The sequence below is a fragment of the Nitrosomonas sp. Is79A3 genome, assembly GCF_000219585.1.
GTDB lineage: Bacteria > Pseudomonadota > Gammaproteobacteria > Burkholderiales > Nitrosomonadaceae > Nitrosomonas.
This window is the reverse complement of sequence record NC_015731.1, coordinates 233,422-258,421: the sequence shown is the minus strand read 5'-3', so window position 1 is coordinate 258,421 and position 25,000 is coordinate 233,422. Positions and strand designations below refer to the sequence as shown.

The following is a 25,000-nucleotide window of genomic DNA, read 5'->3' as shown; positions in this document are numbered from 1 at the left end:
AATATGCATTACTTCCATACTGGCAAAGGGCCCCATGCCGGCTCTCTAATATCACCTGTTTGTACTGATAGATGCTGTCTTGTCTGCCCATCCCTGGAAACTGCGGATAATATACCATGCCCATCAATCTCAGTTGCATATAAGATCATCTTACCGTTAGGCGCAAAACTAGGTGATTCATCAAATTTTGAGTTTGTCAGTATCTGTACCTGACGTGAGCCAACTTCCTGAACCGCTACGTTAAACTGATTATTGTTCCGGTGGATAAAAGTGAAACTTTTGCCATCCTGACTATAATCCGGACTGACATTGTAGCTACCTTCAAAAGTAAGCCGTTCTGCATTACTGGTTTCAGTATCGGTTACGGGCATCCGATATATTTGCGGACTGCCGCCCCGATCGGAAGTAAATAAAATATATCGGCCATCAGGTGAAAAGTTCGGCTCAGTATCGATCCCAGAACTTCTGCTTAATCTTTGCAAACCACTTCCATCTGCATTAATCAGAAATATTTGCGACCCGCCTTGTCCGGTTAATACAACAGCCAGCTTCTTTCCATCAGGAGACCACGCTGGTGCGCTGTTACTCCCTTTGAAACTGGCAACCGCTCGACGCTCACGTGTCGCTAATTTTTGTACGTAAACAATTGGCTTTTTATTCTCAAATGAAACATACGCCAATTGACTGCCATCGGGTGACCAGGCGGGAGAAATAATGGGCTCTGTATATTCAATGATGGATTGTGCATTATAGCCATCCGCATCAGCGACCTGAAGCGCATATTTATTGCCGCGTTTCAGCACGTAAGCAATACGGGTACTGAATACCCCAACATCGCCCGTCAATGCTTCATAGATAACATCCGCAATCCGATGCGCCGCCATACGCAATTGTGCCGTTGGAACCGTGATTGCCAATCCGGTCAATTGCGATTTTTTAGCGACATCCATTAAACGGAATTGAATTTCCACCTGATCACCGGATATGGCTACCACACGACCAATTACCAGTGCATTCGCGCCACGATTGGCCCAGTCCGCATATACGACTTCCATAGGTGCGTGTGGCGACAATCCAGCAGGATCAACCAGTTTAAACAAACCAGTCCGTTGCAAATCAGCACTAATCACTGGCGTAATACTTTGCTGAAGTTTATTTTCATCAGCAAAAGGAACAATAGCAATGGGAATGCGTGACGCCCCGCCACCAAAAATCTCGATATTCAGTTGAGCGTACACAGGCGCACTGATCAGACATAAAAGCAGAACCAATGCACTAAAAATAGGTTTAGACCGATGTGATGACATAAGTATTAAATTTTCACAAAGCAAGAAATTCCCATTGATTATAACAATCATTCGCGATAATGCACTGTAATATTCAAATTACGAAATTCATTAAATAATGCAGGATCAGGCGGCAGCGGTAATGGCTTTGACAAAAAGATTGCACGTTCAACCGCATTATCAAAAGCCGCATGTCCACTACTCTTGCTTAACCTGACATCGAGGATGTCACCGCCTGGCAGCAGCGTAACGTTAAACTCAGCGACCGGATTACCCGGCAAATCCGGTGGCATCACGATTCTGCTCTTTATCTTGGCAAGAATCAGGGCTTTATATTTGGAAATTTCATTCGTTACCTGATTCCTTGCTGCAGCCTGCTGCGTAGCGCGTTGCGCTTCGGCTTCCCGCTGCGCTTTTGCTTCTTGTTCACGTTGCCGTTGAGCCGCCAGATCTTTTTCTTTCTGTTTCTGCAATTCTTTCTGCTTTTCCAGTTCTTTTTGCTTTTCTAGTTCCTTTTGTTTCTCCAATTCCTTCTGCTTGTCTAATTCTTTCTTCTTTTCAAGCTCTTTCTGTTTATCTAATTCTTTCTTTTTCTCAAGTTCTTTTTGTTTTTCCAGTTCTTTTAATCTTTCCTGCTCTTTAATTTTTTCTTGCTCTTTTTTCTTTTGTTCTTCCAGATCCGGCTTAGTCTCTTTAATCGGCTCAGGCTTCTGCTTCAACGCGATATCGGGTTTTTTTACAGGCGGTTCCACAACTGCTTTCTGTGGCGCGGGTTTGGCCGGCTCAGGCTTAACCGGCTCCGGTTTCGCTGGTTCCGGCTTGGGCGGTTCTGGTTTAGGTGGCTCCGGTTCCGGCTCCGGTTTAGGCTTGATAGGCTCTGGAACTGGTTTAGGTTGTTTTGGTGGCGGTTGAGTTTTTACTGGCTCCTGAATAGGTTTAGGTAGCTCAGTCCAAATATCCACAACCATACCTTCCGGCGGAAGATCTTTCCAGCTCAAACCAAAAATCATTATCGCCACGAAAACAAGATGCACCAGAACTGCCAGCACACCCGCCAATAATGATCTAGGCTCTGAATGGGGAGAATTGCGTAAGACGCTCGCACTCATTACATATCGTTCATTTTTGTTGGGCCAGCAAACCCACTTTCTGTACTTGATTCTGCTGCAGAATATCCATTACTTTAATGACTTCTTCGTAACGCACATTTTTGTCCGCTGCAATCACTACCGGTTGCTCAGCATTTTGCGCTTGCTTTTGTTTAATGGCTTCAATCAATTGGTTTCTGTCTACTTTCTGTTCTACAGCTGATTTAGCGCGATCACGCAAGGTAAGACTGCCATCGGCCTTGATGATCACTTCCAGTGGCGCCACCGGTGTCGCTAATGATTTGCCAATTTGCGGTAGCTCTATCTGCCCATGGTTGATCATCGGCGCTGTTATCATAAAAATGATTAACAGTACCAGCATTACGTCAATGTATGGCACTACATTGATCTCATTCATTAATCGATGTTTGGCACGACGCGCCATAAAATCCTCTCAGTCCTTTCTATTCGGCTGCTCGCCGTTGCAACACATTGGATAATTCTTCCATAAAGCTCTCAAACCGCGTTGCCAGTTGATCGGTTCTGCTGGCATAACGGTTATAAGCAACTACCGCCGGAATTGCTGCAAACAGCCCCATCGCCGTTGCTATTAAGGCTTCCGCAATTCCCGGTGCAACATGTGCAATAGTTGCTTGTGTAACGCTGGATAAGCTGCGGAAAGAGTTCATAATCCCCCAAACAGTACCTAGCAAGCCAATATAGGGACTGACTGATCCAACTGTAGCCAGGAATGATAAGTGCGACTCCAAATAATCCATTTCCCGTTGATAAGTAGCACGCATGGCTCTGCGGGTGCTTTCCATCACCGCATCAAGATCAGATCCGGCAGGATGCTTGTTAAATTCACCAAATCCAGCAGCAAATATTCGTTCCAAACTGCCTGATTCATAACGTGAACTTATGATGCGCTGATGCAATGCATTCAAATCGACACCACGCCAGAAAATATCCTCAAATTCATCAGTTTTCTTTATTTCATAGCGGATGACGAATAATTTACGAAAAATAAACCACCATGATGAAAGTGAAATCAATACCAAAATCAGCATCACCAGTTGCACCAGCAAACTGGCGCTACTGATCAGATGCAGAAATGACATATCTTGTGTTACTGTTGTACTCATGCGAACTTCCCAATTTTTTCACGTAATGGCCCAGGAATACTTACTGGCTTGAGTTTTTCTGCGCCGACACACACCACATGAATCGTGGCACTCACTAGCTTGACATGGTTGCATAAGATTCCTTGAGACAACGTGATACGACTCCTGCCTATCTCTGCAACTGCTACTGTCACGTTCAACAAATCATCCAGTACCGCGGGCTTAAAATACTCAATTTCAAGCGAACGCACCATGAACAAAATTTTATGAATTTCAATCAATGAATTGACATTAAATTCCAACTCCCTGAGCCATTCATAGCGTGCCCGCTCCATAAAATTCAGGTATGTTGAATGATATACCACGCCACCCGCATCAGTATCCTGATAATAGACACGAATAGGGAGTGAAAAGCTATTGTTTAACATTCCGCGCTCGATACCTAAATTGTACTGATACTTTGCGTATCTATTAAGAAGCTAGCAGAATCTGAATTCTGTGCATTATTAACCTGCTCCAGTGTCATATTAACCTACAAGACAACAGGCAGTTTGGTGTAAATCCTGGATATTTTATTCTAATAACGTTGTAATAACGAACTCTGTCAATTCTCTTCTATCCTGTGTAAACGATATAAATTATAAATTATAAACGTTACCTGATTGAACTTTATTGCAAAAAACTCCTTGCCACTTACCTGAAATTGAAAATACCTTCAATTATCATGCAAATTTCTCTAAGCAGGAAAAATCCCGGTCGACAAATAACGATCGCCCCGGTCACAAACAATAAACACAATCACCGCATTCTCAACTTGAGCGGATATCCTTAATGCTGCTGCCAAAGCGCCACCTGAGGAGATGCCTGCAAAAATTCCTTCTTCACGAGCCAACCGTCGCGTCAGGTCTTCAGCTTCATTTTGAGAAACATACAGCAATTCATCAACCCGTTGCGTATCATAGATTTTCGGCAAATAAGCCGGAGACCATTTACGAATACCCGGAATCTGCGCTCCCTCCTCCGGCTGCACGCCAATAACCTTAATTGCTGGCTGCTGTTCTTTAAAGAATCTCGAGCAACCCATAATCGTACCGGTAGTTCCCATACTACTGACAAAATGGGTAATCTTTCCTTGGGTATCCCGCCAGATTTCCGGCGCTGTGCCTTCATAATGCGCCAATGGGTTATCCGGATTAGCAAATTGATCGAGAATAATCCCCTGCCCTTCGGCGCGCATTTTCTCTGCCAGATCTCGCGCTTGCTCCATGCCACCGGCTTTGGGGGTCAGAATAATTTTTGCGCCGTATGCGCTCATGGATTGCCGTCTCTCTATAGTCAAATTCTCCGGCATGATCAATACAATACGATAACCCATAACGGCAGCAGCCATTGCCAGAGCTATTCCGGTATTGCCGCTGGTTGCTTCAATCAGCGTATCGCCCGGTTTGATTTCGCCGCGCTTTTGCGCATGAAAAATCATCGACAATGCCGGCCGGTCTTTTACCGAACCGGCCGGATTGTTACCCTCGAGCTTGGCAAGAATAACATTACTGGTTGTTCCAGGCAGATGCTTAAGTTTTACTAAAGGGGTATTACCAACAAAATTCTCAATCGTTTTATACATGAGCGTAAATCTTATAATAGATCGATTTAGATTATCACACATGAGACCTGCAAAGAAACACTGCAATCATTCAAATAAAAACCCCCTCTGAATTTTCTTCAGAAGGGGTTTTTAATCTACAACAAAAACATTACTCCGGTTTGGCTGGAGCCTCTGCGCTTTTCTCACTCTCTACGGTAACCGCATCACGCAGTTGTTTGACGGTTCCCGGACCAATACCGCTCACCTTCGCTAAATCATCTATCGAAGCAAAAGCACCGGTTTTCTCGCGATGCTCAATGATCGCTTTTGCTTTAGCAGGACCAATTCCTTGCAGAGCTTCCAGCTCAGCTTGCGAAGCGGTATTGATATTAACAGCTGCGAGAGCTGCACCCGTAAACAGAAATAATAAAGTCATCATTAAAAAAAGTTGCTTCATAATATCTCCTTTATCAAAAACAAATACTGATGCGCACAATCAATAAGCGCCACAATTTTTGTTGATTAAAAAATACCCGCATACATAACTCAAAACAGCTCTATGCACACAAGTTAAAGTGATAACGGATACAGAAGGAATTAATTTAGTTCCACATTATATTTCTTTCTTTCATATACTTATAAATAAAATAGCGAAAAACCAGATAAGAATTCGAGTTAATCAAGCATTCCGAAAACGCGACTGTTTAACTATCAGAATCGTAATCAGCGGCAATACAAAGCCAATAATTGTGACGGTAATCAACAGATGCCCTAACTCGCTATAGTCTGCCGGAATAGTCACTTGACCTGTGACAACATCCTTCACCTCACGTTTAACTTCATAAAATTGATTGAGATACTTGGTTCCCAGTTGCGAAGCTGACAAAGCCAGATTGGTGAACGATGCCATCACCGCAAAAAAAGTAGCTTTAAGCTTTTCCGGCGCAGAGTTAGCAATCCAGGCCAACATCGGGATCATAGCAATCTGGCCCAGCGGTGATTCCAGAGCGGTATCAATCAGCACAATGAAACGCGCATCGACTACACCCCCCGTTACTGAAGCAGTCCACTCATGCAGACCAAAATACATGCCAATAATCGGCGCCGAAAGGAAGGTACCGACGATGGTAAGAAAGCCGATGATGTAAGCAATCGAGCGTTCGGCCATGAAGCGGCGGAAAATAAACATGCCGAATAGCGTCAGTACGGCACCAACCAAAGACAATACGGCAAGGAACTGCTGGTCAAAGCCCAATGTATCAATCATCCACCAAGTGGAACCGGCACCCGGCCCGGGAATCGCTCGGAATACGAATATCAAAACTGCTGTGCCGACCAGCACGTTACGCGCATCCGGCTCAAGCTCTCCAGTCAATCGCCACATTAGAAATACAATAATGGCCATGGAGATAACAAATACGATTTCTTCTCCACCGGATATACGGCTCAAACCAACGCCCAATGACAATACAGTAAAAACTAATCCACCTCCCAAAATCCACCAGTTAATTGGTGGCGGTTCCGAATGAAGACCCAGTAATACACTCGCTTCCTGCCGACTATGACCTTGCGCAAGAAAACGTTTCATATCACGCCGCTGCAACCAGGATGCGAAAACCACGCCAAAAATAGAAACCAATGGAATAATCAACGCCAATTGATAAACAAATAAGTAGACAGCTGCTTTTTCAGCTTCTGGCAGCACACCCGCATCGCGCAGTAAGAAAACATTAGCGATGGATACCAGCACCCCCCCGCCGATGATGGCAACACGCCCCAAGGTTTGCATGGTGACATGCATCAATTTCCGCTTATCCGGGTCCAGCTTCTGACCATTGTCATCGACACGCGGCACGGCTTCAACGGTCATGGCATCAGCGACCACATCCTGTAAAACATAACCAATCGGTGCCAGTAAAGCCGATATCACAAACCAAGTTTCAACCGAAGCCATGGCTGCCATTGCCTCAGTATGCCCTAGCAATCCAATCATGATCAGTAAGCTCAGCATGATCAAGCTGGCTCCTAAATACACCAGCAAACCCTTCCAGCGCCACACCAGATCGACCAAATGACCTAAAGGCATCTTAAGCGCCCACGGTAACATCATCCAGAATCCAAGCATGGCTAGAAATTCGGCGGAAAGACCAAGCTTTTCCTTCACGTAGAATGTGCCAACAATACCTGTCAGACCGGAAATACCTGCGGCAACATAAACCATCAGCGGCGGCAGATAAGACAGCCGCATCTCACGCCCCAATGCGAGAATATTTGCGCTAAACCACTGGGCAATTACGGATAAAAATCCGGTAGCTGGTAATAGATTCTTCATAAATTTTATTTTGCTTCGGATTTGAATTTTTTAAATGCGATTATTGTTGTTTAGGCCGCACACCCACTTTGACTTGAATTGTTTTTTCCTGCTTGTTACGAATCACGGTGACCGTCACCGTATCATTAGGCGACAATGCCGCGACCCGATTAAGCATTTCTGATGAATTTTTCACCGGCTTACCTTCGACAGCTATTATGATATCGCCTGGTTTGATACCCGCTTTGTCTGCCGGACCATCGTTGAGCACACTGGCTACCAATGATCCCATGAGATTATCCAGGCCAAATGATTCTGCCAGATCCTGCGTCATATCCTGCATGCTGACACCCAACCAGCCTCGAATCACGCTGCCGGACTGGATAATTTGTTCCATGATCTGTTTAGCAACATGAATAGGGATTGCGAAACCAATGCCGAGCGAGCCGCCGCTACTGGAATAAATCGCCGTATTAATACCGATCAAATTGCCCGATGTATCCGTCAGCGCCCCCCCGGAGTTGCCCGGATTAATCGCCGCATCGATTTGAATAAAATCTTCAAAGGTATTAATCCCAACCCGGCTCCGGCTCATTGCGCTGACTATGCCCATGGTAACACTTTGCCCGACGCCGAAAGGATTTCCTACTGCAAGCACAACATCGCCCACTTTGACCTGTTGTGACTGGCCAAAAGTGATAGCAGGTAATTCTTTCAGTTTTATCTTTAGCACTGCCAGATCCGTTTCAGGATCCGAACCAATAACACTCGCCTTGGCCTTTCTACCGTCAATTAAAGCAACCTCGACTTCATCCGCTGCTTCCACCACATGATGATTGGTCAATATATAGCCATTAGGACTGACAATCACGCCAGAACCCAAGCTAGATGTACGCCGCGTTCTGGATTCAAATTGTTCTCCAAAGAATCTGCGAAACATGGGATCATTCAGTAGCGGGTGAGCGGGTTCTTCTTTGATTTCTTTACGGGTAAAAATATTGACAACGGACGGCATGGCTATCTCAGCCGCCTTGGAATAACTGTCTGGTCTTTCCGTTTCAACGATAGGCGCAGCCTCTTTGACTGTCACGATTTCTCCCCGGGGTTTCCAGGGTAGCAATTCAGGCCGTAGCGTGGAGACCACAAAAAAAATAGCCAGTAATACTGTTGCCGTTTGTGCAAAAATCAACCAGAGTCTGTACATCAAAGCGTATTACTCCAAAATTAAAATAACTGCGGTACTATTGAGTAGTAGTATATGCGCGAAGGAGAAAATCAATGCATCGAGATGAATTGGAAAATCATCTGAATCAATTACTGGATATACCCCGCTTTCATGATTATTGCCCAAATGGCCTGCAAGTGGAAGGGCGTAGCGACATTCTTACCCTGATCAGCGGTGTAACGGCTTCGCTAGATCTTCTGCAAGCGGCTGCTGCAGCCAAGGCAGATGCCATTCTCGTTCATCATGGCTATTTCTGGCGCGGAGAAGATGCACGCATAACCGGCATGAAAAACCGCCGCATTGCGTTGCTTATGCACCAACAAATCAATTTATTCGCCTATCATCTGCCGTTAGACGCGCATCCGCAGTTTGGCAACAATGCACTATTGGGAAAGAAACTGGGATTTATCGAAACAGGTCATTTTGGCGATCAAGATATCGCAGCACAGGGAGAATTAGCCCAACCTACGACCCTGGGTGCATTGGGAGAAAAAATAACACGGACTTTGTTACGCAAACCAATGATGATCGGTGATCCCAATAAAACTATCCGATGCATCGCATGGTGCACTGGTGCGGCGCAAGGCTATTTTGAAGCAGCGATCCAGCAAGGTGCCGATGCCTACATCACCGGTGAAATCTCAGAGCACAATGTGCATGCCGCACGTGAATCGGGTGTTGCATTTATCGCTGCGGGACACCATGCAACGGAACGTTATGGTGTGCAAGCATTGGGTGACCACCTTGCACAAAAATTTGGTATCCAGCACCAGTTTATTGATATAGAGAATCCCGTGTGACGAGACATAATCTGGTAATATTTAAAGCAGAATATATAAAAACGCGCTGAATGACCGCTGCTATCAGTCTTTGTTTTCATCATCTTTCTTTTTTTTACCTGAAAACATGGTCCACCAGATAATAAAAGCTAATAAAACCAATACCACAGCTGCTTCGACTGCAAGTAACCACATAATTTAAGTTTGCTATCAAGTTAAAAACCAAGCTGACACTTTAACCAAAATTTAATGAAAAACCAATTAAGTTTTATTGTAGCTGCCTCGTTTTTATTACTCATTGCCTGTACTACCGGGACAATCAGCCCTACTCTGCCACCCAGTCAGCCGGCTGAAACCGTCACGCCACCGCCCCCCGAGAAACCGTTGACAAAATCCATCCATAAACGCGCTCAATGGTCTGCACTAACTGGCTGGGCGGATGATGACCTGTTACCTGCATGGCAGGCTTTTTTGAAAAGTTGTACAGTTTTAAGCAAGCAGCCAGTCTGGAAAGAAAATTGCAAAATGGCTGCTTCACTGCAAAAACCTAATAACAAAACGCTGAGAAATTTTTTTGAAAGCTATTTCACCCCCTATCAGATTATCAGCACCGATAACAGTGAAGAAGGGCTAGTTACGGGCTACTACGAACCGCTGCTCAAAGGCAGCCGGATACCTTCCAAACGGTATCGCTACCCGATTTATGCTACACCCAGCGAACTTCTGACCGTTGATTTAGGCGCAGCCTATCCGGAGCTAAAAGACCTGCGTCTGCGTGGCCGGCTGGATGGGCGCAAAGTTGTCCCCTATTATAGCCGGGCAGAAATCATGAGTAATCCGAAAATATTGAACGGCTATGAGATATTGTGGGTGGAAGACGAAGTGGAATTATTTTTTCTGCATATCCAGGGATCAGGGCGTATCGTTTTCGATAATGGAGAAATGGTAAAAATTGGCTTTGCCGATCAAAACGGTCACCCGTATAACTCAATTGGCAAATACTTGGTACAGCGCGGTGAATTACCGCTGGAAAAAGCATCCATGCAAGGCATCAAACAATGGGGACAACAAAACCCTAGTAAATTGCCTGAGTTGTTGCAGCAAAACGCACGTTACGTATTTTTTCGTGAGTTGCCCGCCGATTTATCCGGCCCAATCGGCGCTTTGGGTGTGCCGTTGACAGCCGGCAGAAGTATCGCCATCGACCCGCTTTCAATTCCACAAGGCGCGCCGGTATTTCTTGCAACCACCTGGCCAAACACCAGCAAGCCATTGAACCGGCTTATGGTAGCGCAGGATGTCGGCAGCGCCATCAAAGGCGGAATACGCGCGGATTTCTTCTGGGGATTTGGCCATGAAGCAGGAAATCAGGCCGGAAAAATGAAGCAATCGGGAAGAATGTGGGTATTGATGCCCCGCGGCTATACGGTGCCCGCATTAACGAAGCAATAAACCTAAATTCCTCTGTTAGGTCACTCCAATGGCCAAAGAGGGTGGAAGGAAACCGAGGGGCTGTGAATTTTTCGGTCTGGTCGCAATAATTTTGTTAATGATATAGCGTACAAGTACGCCCCAATGATCCGCTTTGGTCAACTGAGGCGCATTTGCCAGAACATGATCAAGACCTTTTCGTATATTGGAGATCATCGACTTGATATGATCTCCGGCTGCGTGAGTCAGAGTGAGCAGCAATCGGGATTGACCGGCATGCTGGGTCAGGCGGGCAATGCCGCTGAGCAACATGGGACGGCTAGTGATTGCCTCCAGGCGTGTCTTCGGGTGTGCCAGTCTGACATACCAACTCCACCAATTGTAGATGAGCGCGACTGCTCGCGCTGAGAGGTTGCAACGTTCCAGGTCTTGCGTGGTATAGCCACCCCAGCCCCATTGGTTTTTCAGCTCATCGAAGCCGTTCTCGCAGTCGGCCCGATCCCGGTATAACTGGCCAATGGCGTCGAGGGAGTAGTTTGTATTGGTCACCAATATAGCGTATTCCCAGAGTTTAACCTTGTCTGAATGGTCAATGAAGTGGAGCATCGGCTGCTGGTTCTCATTGCTCGTCTCGGCTGCCGCCATGCTGTCTTTGATTCGCCGCCGCAGTACCACTACACGCCGCGCACCACTCCAACCCGTCAGCCGAAGCTTGCCTTCCACCGCGTCAAAGCCTTGCCCCGCGTTCTGCCAGTCGCCTTGCTGCCATTGCCGCTCGATCAGGCGCTTAACTCCGGCAGTTTGCCGTAGCTTGAAGAGGTAGTGCTGTTCAATTCGCTCCATCTCGACCATTACCCCCTGATTGCCAAAGGCACTGTCACCGCGCACCAGGGCGGGGCGTTCCTCGGCAGCGAGTCGCTCAATTAGCCGGCACAGGCGCGGTAGGCTATGTTTCGCCGCACTGGCTTTACCGCTTTGTACCTCGACATCGAGCACCAGTCGAATGTTGCCGATCCAGTAGGTGTGCAAAGTATGGCTCGGCCGTCCCGGCTTGGTTGGGTTGTAGCCAATCTCGGCACCTGCCTGGTGACCATACAACAGTTTGACGCTGGTGTCGGCATCGAGTATCCAGGGCATGCGTAAAGATTCTTGGGTGCTCTCGCCCAGGGCTTTATCCATCCATGCTGTGCTCTTCGCCAGTTGGACTGCGTGGGCAGCGCGTTCTGCTTCGCTACCATACTTGCATGGGGTCGGTGCCAAGTGCGCCAGTGCGCGACGCAAACTCTCGTCACTGATGATCTTGTTCATGCCGAGTATCCGGGGAGCAACTTCATCGCCGCGCAGCCCGGCAACATGTGCATAGCGCCGCTGTCCATCCAAGATCGATAATAGCCAGGTGCCAAGCACATCAACTACCTTGGGTGCGTTGGGACTGGTGTAATCCATTGGACATCCATCCACCCAGCGGGTGAATAACCCAGAAACTTCCAAAAACTCGGCAAAGAATGGTAATTGCCCCAGTGCTGTGGCGCTTCCGCCTTCGTCCCAGCGAACGTGAAACCGGCCACCAGGAGTGGCTACGCTTTGTTCAGCCGTCGTTTGTTCCGTCTCCTGCAAAGTAGTATTGATCGCCTCGACCAGTGTCTTCTTCTCAAATTTAATTTCACCCATTGGGTGAGCCTCCTATTCTGTCGAAAACCCTTACCAGAAATACATTCGTGGCAATTTTACTGGAATCAACTGAGGAAAATAGGATAAAAAAGCTTACTGAATTACTCCAGCAAGCTTTTTTTATTGCCTAACTGGAAATTTTATTTGCTCTTACTTGCGTTCTCCAGTTTTTCCTCAATCACTGTTGCCGGAATCATACCGCCCACAACTGAGCCATCAGCAAAAATCAGTGTTGGCGTACCGCTCACTTTATTCTCATGACCAGACTTCACCAGTGCGTCCAGAGGCGTTTCGCAATCTTTACTCGATGGCGCAACATTCTTCAGCATAAAATCATCCCAAGCTTTAATTTGATTATCTGAACACCAGATCTTTTTGGATAATTCCATAGATCCTTTGAGCACCGGATAGAGCAAGGTATAGATCGTCACATTCGTCACATTGAGCAACTCTTTTTCCAATTGCTTGCAGTATGGGCAGTTAGGATCGGTAAAAATCGCCACCCGCCGCTTGCCATCGCCTTTCACGACCTTTATAGCCGATTGCAACGGCAAAGAATCTAGCGGAACTCGTCGAGCAGCCTTGATCTCCTGGATCCGTTCATTGGTCATGCTCGTCCGGGTCTTGGTGTCGATCACATGACCAAAGAAGAAATAATCGGCCTTATCATCGGTATAAAATACCTCATCACCGACAACCACTTCATACAATCCCAGATAAGGCGTTTTCTTCACGCTCTCAATTTTACTATCCGCAAAATGAGGTTGAATGGCCTTTCTTAAAGCTGCTTCATCAGCCCAAACAGCTCCAGAAAAGAAACCAAATACCAAGATTGAAATGAAAAGCTTCAAGCGCATAGTCATGATGACTCCAGTTTTAAAAATGAAATTTAATTCAAAGCATGCTGCATCAGTTGATTCTTGATCAGCGGCAAACGATTGGTTATCTCAAGCCCAAGATTCCGTAACCGGGCCAGTGTAGGATTGGAATTGTTGAATAGTTTCTGCAAGTTATCGGTCACTAACTCTAAAGCCAATATGTCTTCCTTGCGCGCCAGCTCGTAACGCCGCAACAACATAAAATCACCACAATCTGTTTGCAATCCCCGCGCACTGAGTACCGCTGCAAGTTCCCGCGTATCCCGCAAACCCAGGTTAACACCCTGCCCGGCCAGCGGATGAATGCCATGCGCTGCATCACCGATCAGCACCAGCCGTGGCTTAACTAATTTTCCCACATGCACAAAATTTAACGGAAAACCCACTGGCGGTGTAATCAGTTGCAATGCCCCCAACGTATGCGAAGCTGCCTGTTCCACACGGCGGCAGAGCTCTTCCGCCGGTAAATTGCGCAGGATCTCCGCCTGCGCTTCACTGGTAGACCAAACCATGGATACTCGCTTATCCGGTAACGGCAACAGCGCCAACACACCATCCCGCCTGAACCATTGATGCGCAATATGACGGTGCGGCAGTTCCGCGCTAAAATTTGCCACCACACCAATCTGGTTATAGGCATGTTGTTTTACATCAATTTCTGCTTGCTTGCGTACCCAGGAATTTACGCCATCCGCACCCACCACCAAGGCGGCTTGAAGCTGACTGCCGTCCGCCAATTGCACATCGACATGCGACTCCTGCCAGACAAGTGCAGTACATTTTGCTGGACAAAGTATTTGTATATTCTCGTTCGAGGATTTAAGCACTTCCCAGACAGCCGTTTGCAACTGGCGATTTTCCGCGATGAATGCCAGCTCCGGTATGCCAATCTCATACGCGCTAAAATTAATGCGCGCACTATTGTCATCGCCAAATACCGCCATCTCATACACCGGCGCAACACGCTCTGCTTCCATGCGCTGCCATACGCCCAGCTTTTGCAGGAAAGCGGCGCTGCCTGGGCTAATCGCATAGACACGGCTATCCCAACTCTCATCGCGCGGCAATGGCATGGACTCATGCGGCTCTATCAGCGCTATTTTCAAGCCGCTATCCTTCAGCGCAGCCACCAGGCTTGCTCCAACGAGCCCTCCGCCGATCACTATCATATCGAATTTCATACAGCGGATTATACAACCGCTTTGCAACGGACGGTTAACACAAACTGCACACCCGCTGAACACAAGACTTTATTTATTAATTCGACGAATCCGGCACCCGTGCAACTTAGTCAACAAACTTTAATCATAAACTCTGAATTAAAGCGTGAATGAACTGGCCCCAATCCCATGAAAACACGCATAAACCCTTGTCAAGTCACATTTTTGAACTTGACAAACCATCCCCTCAAAGGCAGAATGCCGCCTCTTGCGTCTATACTATACATATGGCGAATTAGCTCAGTGGTTAGAGCAGCGGAATCATAATCCGTTGGTCCCCAGTTCGAATCTGGGATTCGCTACCAATACAAACAAGGGGTTGGCTTAAATAACCAATCCCTTGTTCTTTGTCCGTACCAACGGATAGCCTTAGCTGGTTATCCCAACCAAGTTTCACCAAAAGATAAAACGCTTGGAGATTAAATTACCAAGTGTAAGTACATTTTTATTTCCACATTCATGCAGGAGCTGTGCGGTGAAAACTAATGTACTTTTACAGGCTTATTTCCTAATGACTTTCGCGTGTGACTTTTGTCACAGAATACTGCGTATCTCAGTGATACAGTGATACATTCCGCAGCCGTACAAATCAATGCATACCTCTATTCTATTTGACCAAGAAAAGAGATTGGCAAACATGCCTACTCAAATCAAATGGAAGAAGCTTTTTTGAACTACTACACGCAAACAAAAATGTTGATGCTTAAGAAAATTGCAATCTCATGCACTATACTCGCTACGTTAACCAGCACTAATGCCGTCATGGCCGATACGGTTTTCACAACTGGCTTTCCATTGCGCGCGGATCTTCCATCCGGTGATTTGCTAAGCTTACTTTCTTTGAATCTTAATTTAACCATTACTGACACACCTAGCACCATCGATCTGCAAACCGGCATTTATAATGCAGATTTATCACTCATACCGGATCAGAACAGCTCGCTCATTGTCAATCAGGATACTACAACGAGCGCTGGCCTCACACATTCGACAGCCTTCAGTTTCGATGCCTTGATTACCAGTGCTTCGGACCGCCTGAATCAGCGTCCTGGTGAAGTGACAAGGTTTGACAACGTGAATTACACCTCTACGGAAAATATGGATACCCCCAAAGCTGGCGCCAAAAATTTCAGCGTGCAGACACATGTAGCGACTTCACCAGAACCTGAAACCTACGGTATGATTCTGGTCGGACTGGGACTATTGGGTTTTTCCGTTCGTAGCAGAAAAAAACCTCCAAATAACCCATGATCCAAATTTCGCAGGCCGCTGAAAAACGTATGTGCCTTGATTTCCGCAGTCTGATTTTTTCTGGATAATCCTTATAACTTGCTGAGAGTAGATTTTTCAGGTGCTCTTGTTCGATCGAATTATCGGCAGTTATAATCCGCAGGTCCGGGTTCAAGTCCCTGATTCGCCACCCCCCGCCTGATTGCAAGTTATGGCTTGGCGTTTTTTTGATTACCTTCAAAAAACCGCCCTATCTGCCAATATAAAGACTAAAATGGAAAAATTAGCTGAAACAAAGGAACAAGGCCACAATTTGATTATCACTGGATTATTTTCTCGATGAATAAAAAATTCCCTATTACATTAATAGCAGCAATCCTACTGCTAAATGGATGCGGATCAGTCAGAGAAAATAGAATCAGACAAGATGTATTATCTGACACCAGCATGCCGGAAGAAATGCGCAGGGCAATCGATCTTAAGCAATTAGTCGTTGGTATGACACAAGAACAAGTGATAGCTTCCTGGGGACTACCTTGTAAATGGTGTTATGGAACGCGCAAAAGCCCAAGTGGAGACACATGGGAATACCATCTTCCTGGCGCTGATTTTTTAGTTGTTGGCTCTGATTTTTTAGGCATTGGAACCGGAACGTATCTGTACTTTGACAGCAGCAAGAAACTTAAGCACTGGTCCCAAAAACAGAACTGATATTCCGTGCCAGAAAACCGCCCGAGAACCCTTTCCCTGAGTTACTTTATTAGTGCAATCCATTAAATTGAGTTTAAGGAGCCTTCGAATAGCTGTCATTTCGAGCATAGCGAGAAATCTATACAGTTGATTCCCAAAGATTCCTTTAATCCGACAGCGCCGCTGCAATTTCTCTGAAGCTGTTCAGCCCGGCTTCCAAGTTCTCGATGATTTCACCCGCCAGCACATCCGGCTCGGGCAGATTGTCTAAATCGGCCAGGCTTTTATCTTTTAGCCAGAAAATATCCAGACTGGTTTTGTCGCGTGCGGCAATTTGATCAAAACTGAATTTGCGCCAGCGGCCTTCCGGGTTGCTCTGTTCGCTCCAACTCTCCTTGCGCTCGTGGCGGTTGAGCGGGTTATAACAAGCGATGAATTCCTGCAAATCCTCAAAGCGTAACGGTTTCTTTTTTAACGTGTGATGAATATTGGTGCGGTAATCGTAATACCAGACTTCTTTCGTCCACGGTTCTTTGCTGGCTTCGCGGTTATCGAAGAACAACACGTTTGCTTTCACGCCATTGGCGTAGAAAATGCCGGTAGGCAATCGCAAGATCGTGTGCAAATCGGTGGTTTCCAGCAGTTTCTTGCGCACCGTTTCCCCCGCTCCGCCTTCAAACAGCACATTATCCGGCACCACCACCGCAGCCCGCCCGGTGGTTTTCAGCATGGTGCGGATATGCTGCACGAAGTTGAGTTGTTTGTTGGAAGTCGTCGCCCAGAAATCCTGCCGGTTATAGGTCAGATCGTCTTTTTCCTGTTCTCCTTCATCGTTGGTGAAACTCATCGCGCTCTTCTTGCCGAACGGCGGATTCGCCAGCACGTAATCAAAGCGGCGGCCGGAATCCGCCACCAGCGCATCATTGGGCGAAATCATGCTGTCGCCGTCGATCTCGCCAATGTTATGCAAGAACATATTCATCAAAGCGAGACGGCGCGTGCTCGCGACAATTTCATTACCGAAAAACGTTTCGTGTTTCAGAAATGCTTTTTGTGTTTTATCCATCGGATGCTCGGCGACCAGAAAATCATACGCCGCCAGAAAGAACCCGCTTGTGCCGCATGCCGGATCGGCAATGGTCTTGCCGGGTTCCGGGCGCACGCATTGCACCATTGCCCGGATCAATGCGCGTGGCGTGAAGTATTGCCCTGCGCCGGACTTGGTATCTTCCGCGTTGCGTTCCAACAGCCCCTCGTAGATATCGCCCTTCACATCCGCACCCATCGTCACCCACTGGGTTTCGTTCACCATATCGATCAGGCGGTACAACTTGGCCGGATCCTGGATTTTGTTCTGCGCCTTGGTAAAAATCGTCCCCAGCATTCCCGGCTTTTTGCCCAGCTCCATCAGCAGCGTCACATAATGCACTTCCAGTTCCGCGCCACGCTTGAGTTTAAGGCTTTGCCAGTTGTACTCGGCAGGAATATCCACGGTGCGGTTATACGGCGGCTGGCTGTATTCATCCGCCATTTTCAGGAAAATCAAATACGTGAGTTGCTCCAGATAATCGCCATAGCCCACCCCGTCATCGCGCAACGTGGTGCAGAAACTCCAGACTTTGGAAACGATGGATGCGGTTGTGTTCATAGATATTCTCTAACAATAGATACTTCATCCCGGTTATGGATCGACAAATTTAGCCGTGGAGGTTTCATGAAGAACTCTGGAAGTATAGGGGTGGAGCTCTGGAGATATAAGGATCGAGCTGTGGAGGTATCGCAAAAATTAAAGCCCATAAATTTATACGTTCTGGCGCATAAACTGACTCGCAATATAAGCAACAACTCTATTAACACTTTGTTCTATTAGTCGATTATTCATTGAAGAGATACTTAAGAAATTTATACGCCTAGATCAGCATCTAGCGCCAAAACTAAGTAGCGTACTTCTACACCGCTTGCTCAATTTGCGGGCGATTGCACTTGAGCCACCCAACCCTTACTGGCCAATACTTGCATTGCAAGCTCAATTTGGCGCAGAGTGAATTGCCGTTTACGCTCACTCCAGGCATAGGTATGTTTTACCACATCATTTATAGAGCTAACGGTTTCATTTTTCATAATCCAATGAACCGTGGACAACAATTCCAAACCAAAAGGCGACTCGAAGCCCTCGACCAGCGCTGATACTTTGTCGAAACGCTCACGAGTATCGGGGTGTTGCTGAAGAAATGCGGCAGCATCCTCCACGGCTCCAGGCACCAATTGCAGTGTTTTATCCGGCGCATCGCCACCATCCGCATAGCCCGACACAAGATGCCCCTCAATAGCATTAAGTACATGACGCAGATTTTCGGCATAGGGACCGTAAGATGCTTTCTGATATTTCAATTTAAGCGGCTCACCCGCTGCTTGCATGAAATACATCAGTTTGTGAACTTCCAGCAAAGTAACGTAAGGGTCCAGCAAGCCGCCGAGGTAACGTCTCATCAGCTCGACCAATGCAGCTCTGCCGGCAGTCATTTTAGGCACTTCCCGGTTATATACCATCTTTTCAGCCGCTGGCGCACTTTGGGGGCCGTAGATCATCACACGCAAATCTGTTAGTGGTTGCAATACAGCCTCAATACGTGGTTTAACATCAGTCCAATCGAGACCACCCAACCCACTACCCAAAGGTGGAATAGCGATGGACTTAATGTTATACCGTTGTATGGTTTCAACCAGTGCCCTGAGTCCTGCGTCAATATCTTCCATACGGCTTGCACCGCGCCAATGGCGCTTGGTAGGAAAATTGATGATATATCGCGGATTCGCCAACTGTCCGGTTTCAAACACAAACATCTTGCCGGGTTGAACTTCTTTCTTTTTACACGCCGCTGCATAAGCCAGGAAATTCTGCGGAAAAGCCTTCTTGAATTGCAGCGCGATTCCGCGCCCCATCACACCGACACAATTCACAGTGTTGATAATAGCCTCGGCATTCTCGCGCAAAATATCACCTTGTTTATATTCAATCATCTTGGATTGTCCCTCTTAGTAATACCAATCGGTCTTGATGTTGACCTGTGGCCGATGGCCGACAGTGGGCAATGCATTGACTACCTGTTGATAAACACCTCGTGTTTGGACGCCAATACATTCAACCAGATGCCAGGGAAAATTGTTTTCGAGCAAAAATTCGGCCTGTTTTCCCTCCTTGCAGGATTGCCAATCTCTGGCCTGAACTGCTTGCCAGTTTATATCATGTAAGTGACTCAAATCGCAACGATCTTCAAAGTAACGCGCCCCCGCATTGGAAAGCGTAAAAGCCCAACGTTTCTGATTCTGCTCTGCCCATGCCACACAGTCGTGAAGATCAGCCTGTAAATGAAGAATCGGCTCTTGCCCGCCGCGATAATCCAATTCCGGATGGTTTCCCTGATAAATCAGATACAACATGACCGAACGCGGGCAAAAATAAAATGGAACGCAGTCGCCCACGTGCAAATCCGGATAACTGGTGAGTGTTAACTCTGTGAGCCGCCGCTCTTTGATACGACTCATGCCAATAGCGGTTCCCGCCGGTACCCGCACAAGCACCTGAGCATCGCACCACAGACAACCATCCGCGACGATTGACGGCAAACGGTCAAGATGCACGATATGGTAAATTTTGGGGTGTGTGGGCATTGCCATTTCACAATCTCCGTAGTTACAGAATCAGCAACAGCGTCACGGGGTGGATCTTCCAAGCCTTTGTAACGATGAACACGGTTGCGTTCATAGGCGGCCTTTTTTGTTGTTTTGTTGCACCGCTTTTTCCGTTCGGATACGCGCCAGCAATTCCGAAGCAGGTTCGTCATTCGGGTCTTGCGGCACCAGTTGACCGGAGAAGGCTTTTTTCAGGATGGATTGGCGCAGGGCTTCGGCTTGTTGTAAGGAGGTAGTGATGGTTTGGTCGAGTTGATCAACTTCGGATAGTTTGGACTCTAATTCTTGAACCAATACGTTCTGTTCCTCAACGCAAAAAAACGGTAAGCAAATTGTTTTAAAGCGCTCCACGCTAATTTTTTTCTGTGCCACTCCCTTTGTTATGAGCCCAAGCTGTCGCTTCACAAAGTTTGAGTTAATACAGTACTTGTATAGCTTTCTACTGGCGAACTCATCCCACAACCGGAATTTCAAACAATCAGCTGTAAGAACAGCATTAGGTGAACCCTCTGGATAAATTTCACAGTCACCAGGAGGATCGCCCATTTTTGTAATGAGTAAATCTAGTGCTTTAACAGAGTGAGGCAATAACTCCCTATACTTTGCTTCATCAATATATTTGAGATCTTTAATGAAGTTTGATCTCGTAATGTTTTTTACGAAGATTAGAGGTATTCCACTTTCTCGGTAATCGCTGACTTTTAGATTGCTTCCAAATGGGCCAATACCTATTGAATATGGTTCCTGAATACAAATTTCTTCTGGCCGTGCCCACCCCCACCCCTCCGGCAGTTCAGGCAATTCGGCCAGTTCTTCTGCGGTGAGTGGCGGCAGGGATTTCGGGGGTTTGGGTTTTGAAATCCCCCCATTCCCCCCTTTTTCTAAGGGGGGAATGGGCGCGGTGCTGGTTGGCTTCCCCCTTTGTAAAAGAGGGATAGAGGGGGATTTCTCCCACTCGGCGAGTTGTTGCTTGAAGCGTTGCGCGCGCTCTTGCTGGATGCGTTTCAGCAAGGCTTCGGCGGTTTCGAGGGGTTTGTCATTCCCGCCCCCTACTTCGTCATTCCCTGTCACCCTCGCGAAGGCGGGGGGCAGGCGGGAATCCATATCGTTCAAAGGCTGGCCCCCCACCTTCGCGGGGGTGACGTTCCGCTCCGCGCGCCACTGCGCGGTGAGTTTGCCTTCGAACGCATGTTTCAGCAGCGCTTGGCGATACACTTTGAGCTGTGATTGGGCGGTTTTCAGGTTTTCGACACCCTTGTCCAGCTCGGAAAACAGTTCTTCAATTTTAGCGACGATGCGGTGTTGTTCTTTCGGAGGAGCCAGATTAACAGGTATCCGCCGCATCGCGGATTGAGTAAGTTTTAGTCGCGTTGTGCCATTGGCATAACCACGATAATCAGTTTGATTGAGTGCATAAAGTAGGTAACGATTTGAGCAAACTCCCTCTTTTCCTTTCAACACATGGGCATGATTATTGACCCAACACTTTCCTGATACCAAATAGGCTTTATCTTTCAACCAATCAAAGAATGGTGCTCCATCTTCACCTAGAAGAACGTATTCACCATTTTGGCGATAATCATCAATCCAACCAACTTGGCCCGTAGCGCCATAGTATGGATATGGGCCATGACGTTTTGCACGCTCTACTGAATTCACTGGCTCACGAAGATTATCGTGAATATCAGCAACATCCTCCAAAGTGAGGAAAATCCAACCGATAGGTAGCTCAATATCTTTCCCCATCACCCGACCAGCACCTCATTCAACTCATCCAACAACGGCTCCATCCTTGCCCCAAACAACTGATGCATTCTGCCCAATCCGCCTTGCGCATCGAACGGCGACATTTCCAGATCATCGCGTTCAATGTGAAAGGAGTTTGCCACATGATCTCGGATCATGTGCAGCCAGTTCATTTGTTCTTCGTTGAATTTCTCACCGCTGCCGGCGTGGCGTTGCATGATCCAGCTTTGGAAGTTGCGGCGCACGGTGTCGTCGAAGGGGGTTAGGGTTTTGTCCCAACCGCATACACGACGAATCAGTGCGACCAGTGTGGTGAGCTCATTGACTGGATTTCCGCCTACCCCCCGCCTTCGCGAGGGTGACAGGGAATGACGGGATTCCAGTTGTTGATACGCTTGCCACACGCGCAGTGGCGCGAGTTTGGGTTTGTCGGTTTTGAGTTTATCCAGCACTTGGCGGATCAGCGCGTAGCTGAGTTCACGCCTGCGATACGGCTGGCTGAAAAAGATGGTCAGTGCGGCAATGCTGTCTTGATTCGCTTTCAGGTAACCGGCAAATTCATCGGTTAAAGCTTGCGCATTATTGGCGGCGTCTTTGTTCCATTCGGCGCGCAACACGCTGTCGATGTTGTCGTGGTCGATGGTTTGTTCCTTGTCGCGGCGGATGGATTCGATGAGTTCGACCAGTTCGCCGTTCAATACTTTCGCGGCTTCAGTTACTAATTGCTGTTGCGCCTGCTGGCGTTTGTCGTCGCCGGGGTCTGAGCCGATGGGGAGCCTAGCCAGTTCCAGCGCACGGGCTTCGATGTTGTCGGCGTCGATTGCGCTGAATAATTTGCCGGCAAATTGGGTGAGTTCCATACCGCCAGAGAGTTCGCGGATGCGGCGCTGGTCATCGGTATCGAGTTGTTTGTTGAGCCGCGCCAGTCGACCGGCGAGCGAGCTGACAGTGTCTTCATCGGTTGCGCCCATCATCACGCTCATCGCCAAATCCTTGAGCGGCACGCTGGGCTTGGTGATCAGCGGCTGGCTGGCGGTCTTAAGCGATTGGGTGACGCCGATGGCATCGACGATCACATAGTGCGTCTTGGCGCTGACGGCGGAGGGCGTGACTTTTTTCAGGTCGTCTTTATCCAGCGTGCGCGTGCCACGGCCTTTCATTTGCTCGAAGTAGTTGCGGCTTTTCACGTCGCGCATGAACAGCAGGCATTCCAGCGGCTTGACGTCGGTGCCGGTGGCGATCATATCCACCGTGACGGCGATGCGCGGGTAATATTCATTGCGGAATTGCTGCAACACGGATTTGGGGTCTTCCTCGGTTTTGTAGGTGAGCTTCTTGCAAAAGGCGTTGCCCTCACCGAATTCCTCGCGCACGGTCTGGATAATGTCGTCAGCGTGGCTGTCGGTTTTGGCGAAGATCAGCGTCTTGGGCACCTCGCGGCGGCCGGGAAAAATCTCCGGCAGCTTGTCGCGGAAAGTACGAATGACGGTGCGGATCTGATCAAGATTGACAATGTTGCGATCCAATTGCGTGGCGGAATAGGCTTCGTCTTCGTCCTGCATTTCCCAGCGCTTTTTGCGCGTGAGCTTTTCACGTTTTTCCACCTGTTGCTTGGCTGCGATCTGCGCGCCTTGCTGGGTGATCTGTGTTTCGATCACGTAGACTTCATTGCCAACGTTGACGCCATCGGCCACGGCCTTTTCATGGCTGTAATCGCTGACTACGTTTTTCTTGAAGAAGCCGTAGGTGCGATTGTCCGGCGTGGCGGTTAAGCCGATCAGGCTGGCATCAAAATAGTCGATGACCTGTTGCCACAGGTTGTAGATGGAGCGGTGGCATTCGTCGATAAAGATGAAATCGAAGAATTCCGGCGGGACTTTTTCATTATACACCACGGGAATCGGCGTTTTGGGTAGCGCCAATTCTGCGGGGTTGATTTCTTCGGCGGCATCTTCGAGCGGCGTATCTTTCAGGATGGAATACAAGCGCTGGATGGTGCTGATGCAAACCACGCTGTTGCCGGGAATATATGACGATTTCAAGCGCTGCATAGCGTAGATTTCGGTAAATTTGCGGTTGTCGTCGAGCGGCACGTAGGACATCATTTCCTGTTCAGCCTGCTCGCCAAGATTTTTAGTATCGACCAGAAACAGAATGCGCTTGGCATCCGCATATTTGAGCAGGCGGTAAATAGAGGTGATCGCGGTATAAGTTTTGCCCGCGCCGGTTGCCATTTGAATCAGGGCGCGTGGACGATCCGCCTTAAACGAGGCTTCCAGATTGATGATGGCGATTTCCTGGCAATCGCGCAGGCGCAATTCCCTGGCGAGCAAATGATCGGGATTGAGCAGCGGAATATGGTGCAAACGTTCGCGCAGACTTATACCTTGCGCCATCCATTCCTTCAGCGTTTCCGGGCGATGGAAGCAGAACACTTCACGCGAGCGGGGCTTGGGGTCACGGCCGTCGGTGAAACGGGTGATGATGCCGGTGCTTTGGTAGAGAAAAGGTAACGGTTTTTTGTTATTGATCCATTTGAGCGTGGCCGCCGCGTAGTCTTCAGTTTGTGCTTCATGGGCAGTGAGCCGCTGACCTTCTTCTTCCCGCTTGGCTTCGATTACGCCGATTGCTTTTTTATCCACGAACAGCACGTAATCCGCCGGACCGGCATCGGTTTGGTATTCACGCACCGCCTGGCCTATCCCAACATTCAGATCGATTTTCTTGGCTGATTGAACAACCCAGCCCGCTTGCCTAAGCAATGCATCAATGTTGTCACGGGCTTTTTGTTCCGGATTCTGGTTTTCAGTCATATTCACAACACAAACTTGCTCTACCTATTCATTCAACACATGATAGCGCACAGCGTTTAAAAAGCCACGAAGTACCATGCTGTCAAATCTTGTACTGCGAAAACCTTAAGGAAACTCTGATTAAGTCCTTCGACAGGCTCAGGACGAACGGTAATATATTGATTACGTTCGTGGTGAGCTTGTCAAACCATGAATGTAATCAACTTAATCAGAGCTTCCTTAACAGGCCG

General features: G+C 47.8%; 21 protein-coding genes and 1 tRNA gene. 5 read left to right on the top strand and 17 right to left on the bottom strand.

The genetic code is table 11. The features are described from left to right. Window positions 1-8: 8 nt before the first annotated feature. The 9 genes from tolB to NIT79A3_RS01075 all read right to left on the bottom strand — a co-directional run bounded on the left by tolB (window position 9) and on the right by NIT79A3_RS01075 (window position 8,598). Complete coding sequence (gene tolB, locus NIT79A3_RS01115; protein ID WP_041360443.1) at window positions 9-1,307, bottom strand: Tol-Pal system beta propeller repeat protein TolB; 1,299 nt, start codon at window positions 1,305-1,307, stop codon at window positions 9-11. Window positions 1,308-1,354: 47 nt separating this feature from the next. Further along, entirely contained in the window at window positions 1,355-2,395 is a 1,041-nt protein-coding gene (tolA, locus tag NIT79A3_RS01110; RefSeq protein ID WP_013964432.1) for a cell envelope integrity protein TolA, read from the bottom strand. 10 nt (window positions 2,396-2,405) lie between these two features. Then, entirely contained in the window at window positions 2,406-2,819 is a 414-nt protein-coding gene (gene tolR, locus NIT79A3_RS01105) for a protein TolR (RefSeq protein WP_013964431.1), read from the bottom strand. A gap of 19 nt (window positions 2,820-2,838) precedes the next feature. Further along, window positions 2,839-3,519, bottom strand: a complete 681-nt coding sequence (gene tolQ, locus NIT79A3_RS01100) for a protein TolQ (RefSeq protein ID WP_013964430.1) — start codon at window positions 3,517-3,519, stop codon at window positions 2,839-2,841. Then, entirely contained in the window at window positions 3,516-3,926 is a 411-nt protein-coding gene (gene ybgC, locus NIT79A3_RS01095) for a tol-pal system-associated acyl-CoA thioesterase (RefSeq protein WP_013964429.1), read from the bottom strand. The genes tolQ and ybgC overlap by 4 nt, the downstream gene beginning before the upstream one ends. A 308-nt stretch (window positions 3,927-4,234) precedes the next feature. Beyond that, the gene (gene cysM, locus NIT79A3_RS01090; protein WP_013964428.1) at window positions 4,235-5,122 is read right to left on the bottom strand and encodes a cysteine synthase CysM; all 888 of its coding nucleotides are present in this window, start codon (window positions 5,120-5,122) and stop codon (window positions 4,235-4,237) included. Window positions 5,123-5,252: 130 nt separating this feature from the next. Continuing rightward, window positions 5,253-5,540: a helix-hairpin-helix domain-containing protein gene (locus NIT79A3_RS01085; RefSeq protein WP_013964427.1), complete on the bottom strand. Its 288-nt coding sequence runs from the start codon at window positions 5,538-5,540 to the stop codon at window positions 5,253-5,255. Window positions 5,541-5,762: 222 nt separating this feature from the next. Beyond that, the gene (locus NIT79A3_RS01080; protein ID WP_013964426.1) at window positions 5,763-7,415 is read right to left on the bottom strand and encodes a membrane protein; all 1,653 of its coding nucleotides are present in this window, start codon (window positions 7,413-7,415) and stop codon (window positions 5,763-5,765) included. Window positions 7,416-7,455: 40 nt separating this feature from the next. Beyond that, window positions 7,456-8,598: a Do family serine endopeptidase gene (locus NIT79A3_RS01075; RefSeq protein WP_013964425.1), complete on the bottom strand. Its 1,143-nt coding sequence runs from the start codon at window positions 8,596-8,598 to the stop codon at window positions 7,456-7,458. 74 nt (window positions 8,599-8,672) lie between these two features. Here NIT79A3_RS01075 and NIT79A3_RS01070 point away from each other — a divergent pair, with 74 nt between their 5' ends. Beyond that, on the top strand, window positions 8,673-9,419 hold the full coding sequence (locus tag NIT79A3_RS01070; protein ID WP_013964424.1) for a Nif3-like dinuclear metal center hexameric protein: 747 nt from the start codon (window positions 8,673-8,675) through the stop codon (window positions 9,417-9,419). A 228-nt stretch (window positions 9,420-9,647) separates the two neighbouring features. Continuing rightward, window positions 9,648-10,850: a murein transglycosylase A gene (locus NIT79A3_RS01065; RefSeq protein WP_013964423.1), complete on the top strand. Its 1,203-nt coding sequence runs from the start codon at window positions 9,648-9,650 to the stop codon at window positions 10,848-10,850. Window positions 10,851-10,865: 15 nt separating this feature from the next. Here the strand turns inward: NIT79A3_RS01065 and NIT79A3_RS18085 are convergent, their stop codons facing one another. From NIT79A3_RS18085 to NIT79A3_RS01045, 3 genes are all read right to left on the bottom strand, one after another. Further along, window positions 10,866-12,500: a transposase gene (locus tag NIT79A3_RS18085; RefSeq protein ID WP_013964422.1), complete on the bottom strand. Its 1,635-nt coding sequence runs from the start codon at window positions 12,498-12,500 to the stop codon at window positions 10,866-10,868. Between the two features lie 140 nt (window positions 12,501-12,640). Continuing rightward, complete coding sequence (locus NIT79A3_RS01050; RefSeq protein WP_041360440.1) at window positions 12,641-13,357, bottom strand: thioredoxin fold domain-containing protein; 717 nt, start codon at window positions 13,355-13,357, stop codon at window positions 12,641-12,643. Between the two features lie 32 nt (window positions 13,358-13,389). Continuing rightward, entirely contained in the window at window positions 13,390-14,559 is a 1,170-nt protein-coding gene (locus tag NIT79A3_RS01045; RefSeq protein WP_013964420.1) for a UbiH/UbiF family hydroxylase, read from the bottom strand. 268 nt (window positions 14,560-14,827) lie between these two features. Here NIT79A3_RS01045 and NIT79A3_RS01040 point away from each other — a divergent pair. The 3 genes from NIT79A3_RS01040 to NIT79A3_RS01030 all read left to right on the top strand — a co-directional run bounded on the left by NIT79A3_RS01040 (window position 14,828) and on the right by NIT79A3_RS01030 (window position 16,539). After that, window positions 14,828-14,903, top strand: a tRNA-Met gene (locus NIT79A3_RS01040). Window positions 14,904-15,252: 349 nt separating this feature from the next. After that, the gene (locus NIT79A3_RS01035; protein ID WP_013964419.1) at window positions 15,253-15,849 is read left to right on the top strand and encodes a PEP-CTERM sorting domain-containing protein; all 597 of its coding nucleotides are present in this window, start codon (window positions 15,253-15,255) and stop codon (window positions 15,847-15,849) included. 318 nt (window positions 15,850-16,167) lie between these two features. Further along, window positions 16,168-16,539, top strand: coding sequence for a hypothetical protein (locus NIT79A3_RS01030; protein ID WP_013964418.1), 372 nt, complete (start codon window positions 16,168-16,170; stop codon window positions 16,537-16,539). A 145-nt stretch (window positions 16,540-16,684) separates the two neighbouring features. On the opposite strand, the gene NIT79A3_RS01025 is transcribed toward NIT79A3_RS01030, so the two are convergent. The 5 genes from NIT79A3_RS01025 to NIT79A3_RS01005 all read right to left on the bottom strand — a co-directional run bounded on the left by NIT79A3_RS01025 (window position 16,685) and on the right by NIT79A3_RS01005 (window position 24,770). Next, entirely contained in the window at window positions 16,685-18,166 is a 1,482-nt protein-coding gene (locus NIT79A3_RS01025; protein ID WP_013964417.1) for a class I SAM-dependent DNA methyltransferase, read from the bottom strand. A gap of 314 nt (window positions 18,167-18,480) precedes the next feature. After that, on the bottom strand, window positions 18,481-19,539 hold the full coding sequence (locus NIT79A3_RS01020) for a macro domain-containing protein (RefSeq protein ID WP_013964416.1): 1,059 nt from the start codon (window positions 19,537-19,539) through the stop codon (window positions 18,481-18,483). 15 nt (window positions 19,540-19,554) lie between these two features. Then, entirely contained in the window at window positions 19,555-20,196 is a 642-nt protein-coding gene (locus NIT79A3_RS01015; protein ID WP_013964415.1) for a DUF4433 domain-containing protein, read from the bottom strand. Between the two features lie 84 nt (window positions 20,197-20,280). Beyond that, window positions 20,281-21,957 (bottom strand): restriction endonuclease subunit S, encoded by a 1,677-nt coding sequence (locus tag NIT79A3_RS18965; RefSeq protein ID WP_013964414.1) that lies wholly within the window; start codon window positions 21,955-21,957, stop codon window positions 20,281-20,283. Further along, window positions 21,957-24,770 carry a DEAD/DEAH box helicase family protein gene (locus NIT79A3_RS01005; RefSeq protein WP_013964413.1) on the bottom strand — a complete coding sequence of 938 codons (2,814 nt, stop codon included), beginning with the start codon at window positions 24,768-24,770 and terminating at the stop codon, window positions 21,957-21,959. Before NIT79A3_RS01005 ends, NIT79A3_RS18965 begins: the two co-directional genes overlap by 1 nt. Window positions 24,771-25,000: the final 230 nt, after the last annotated feature.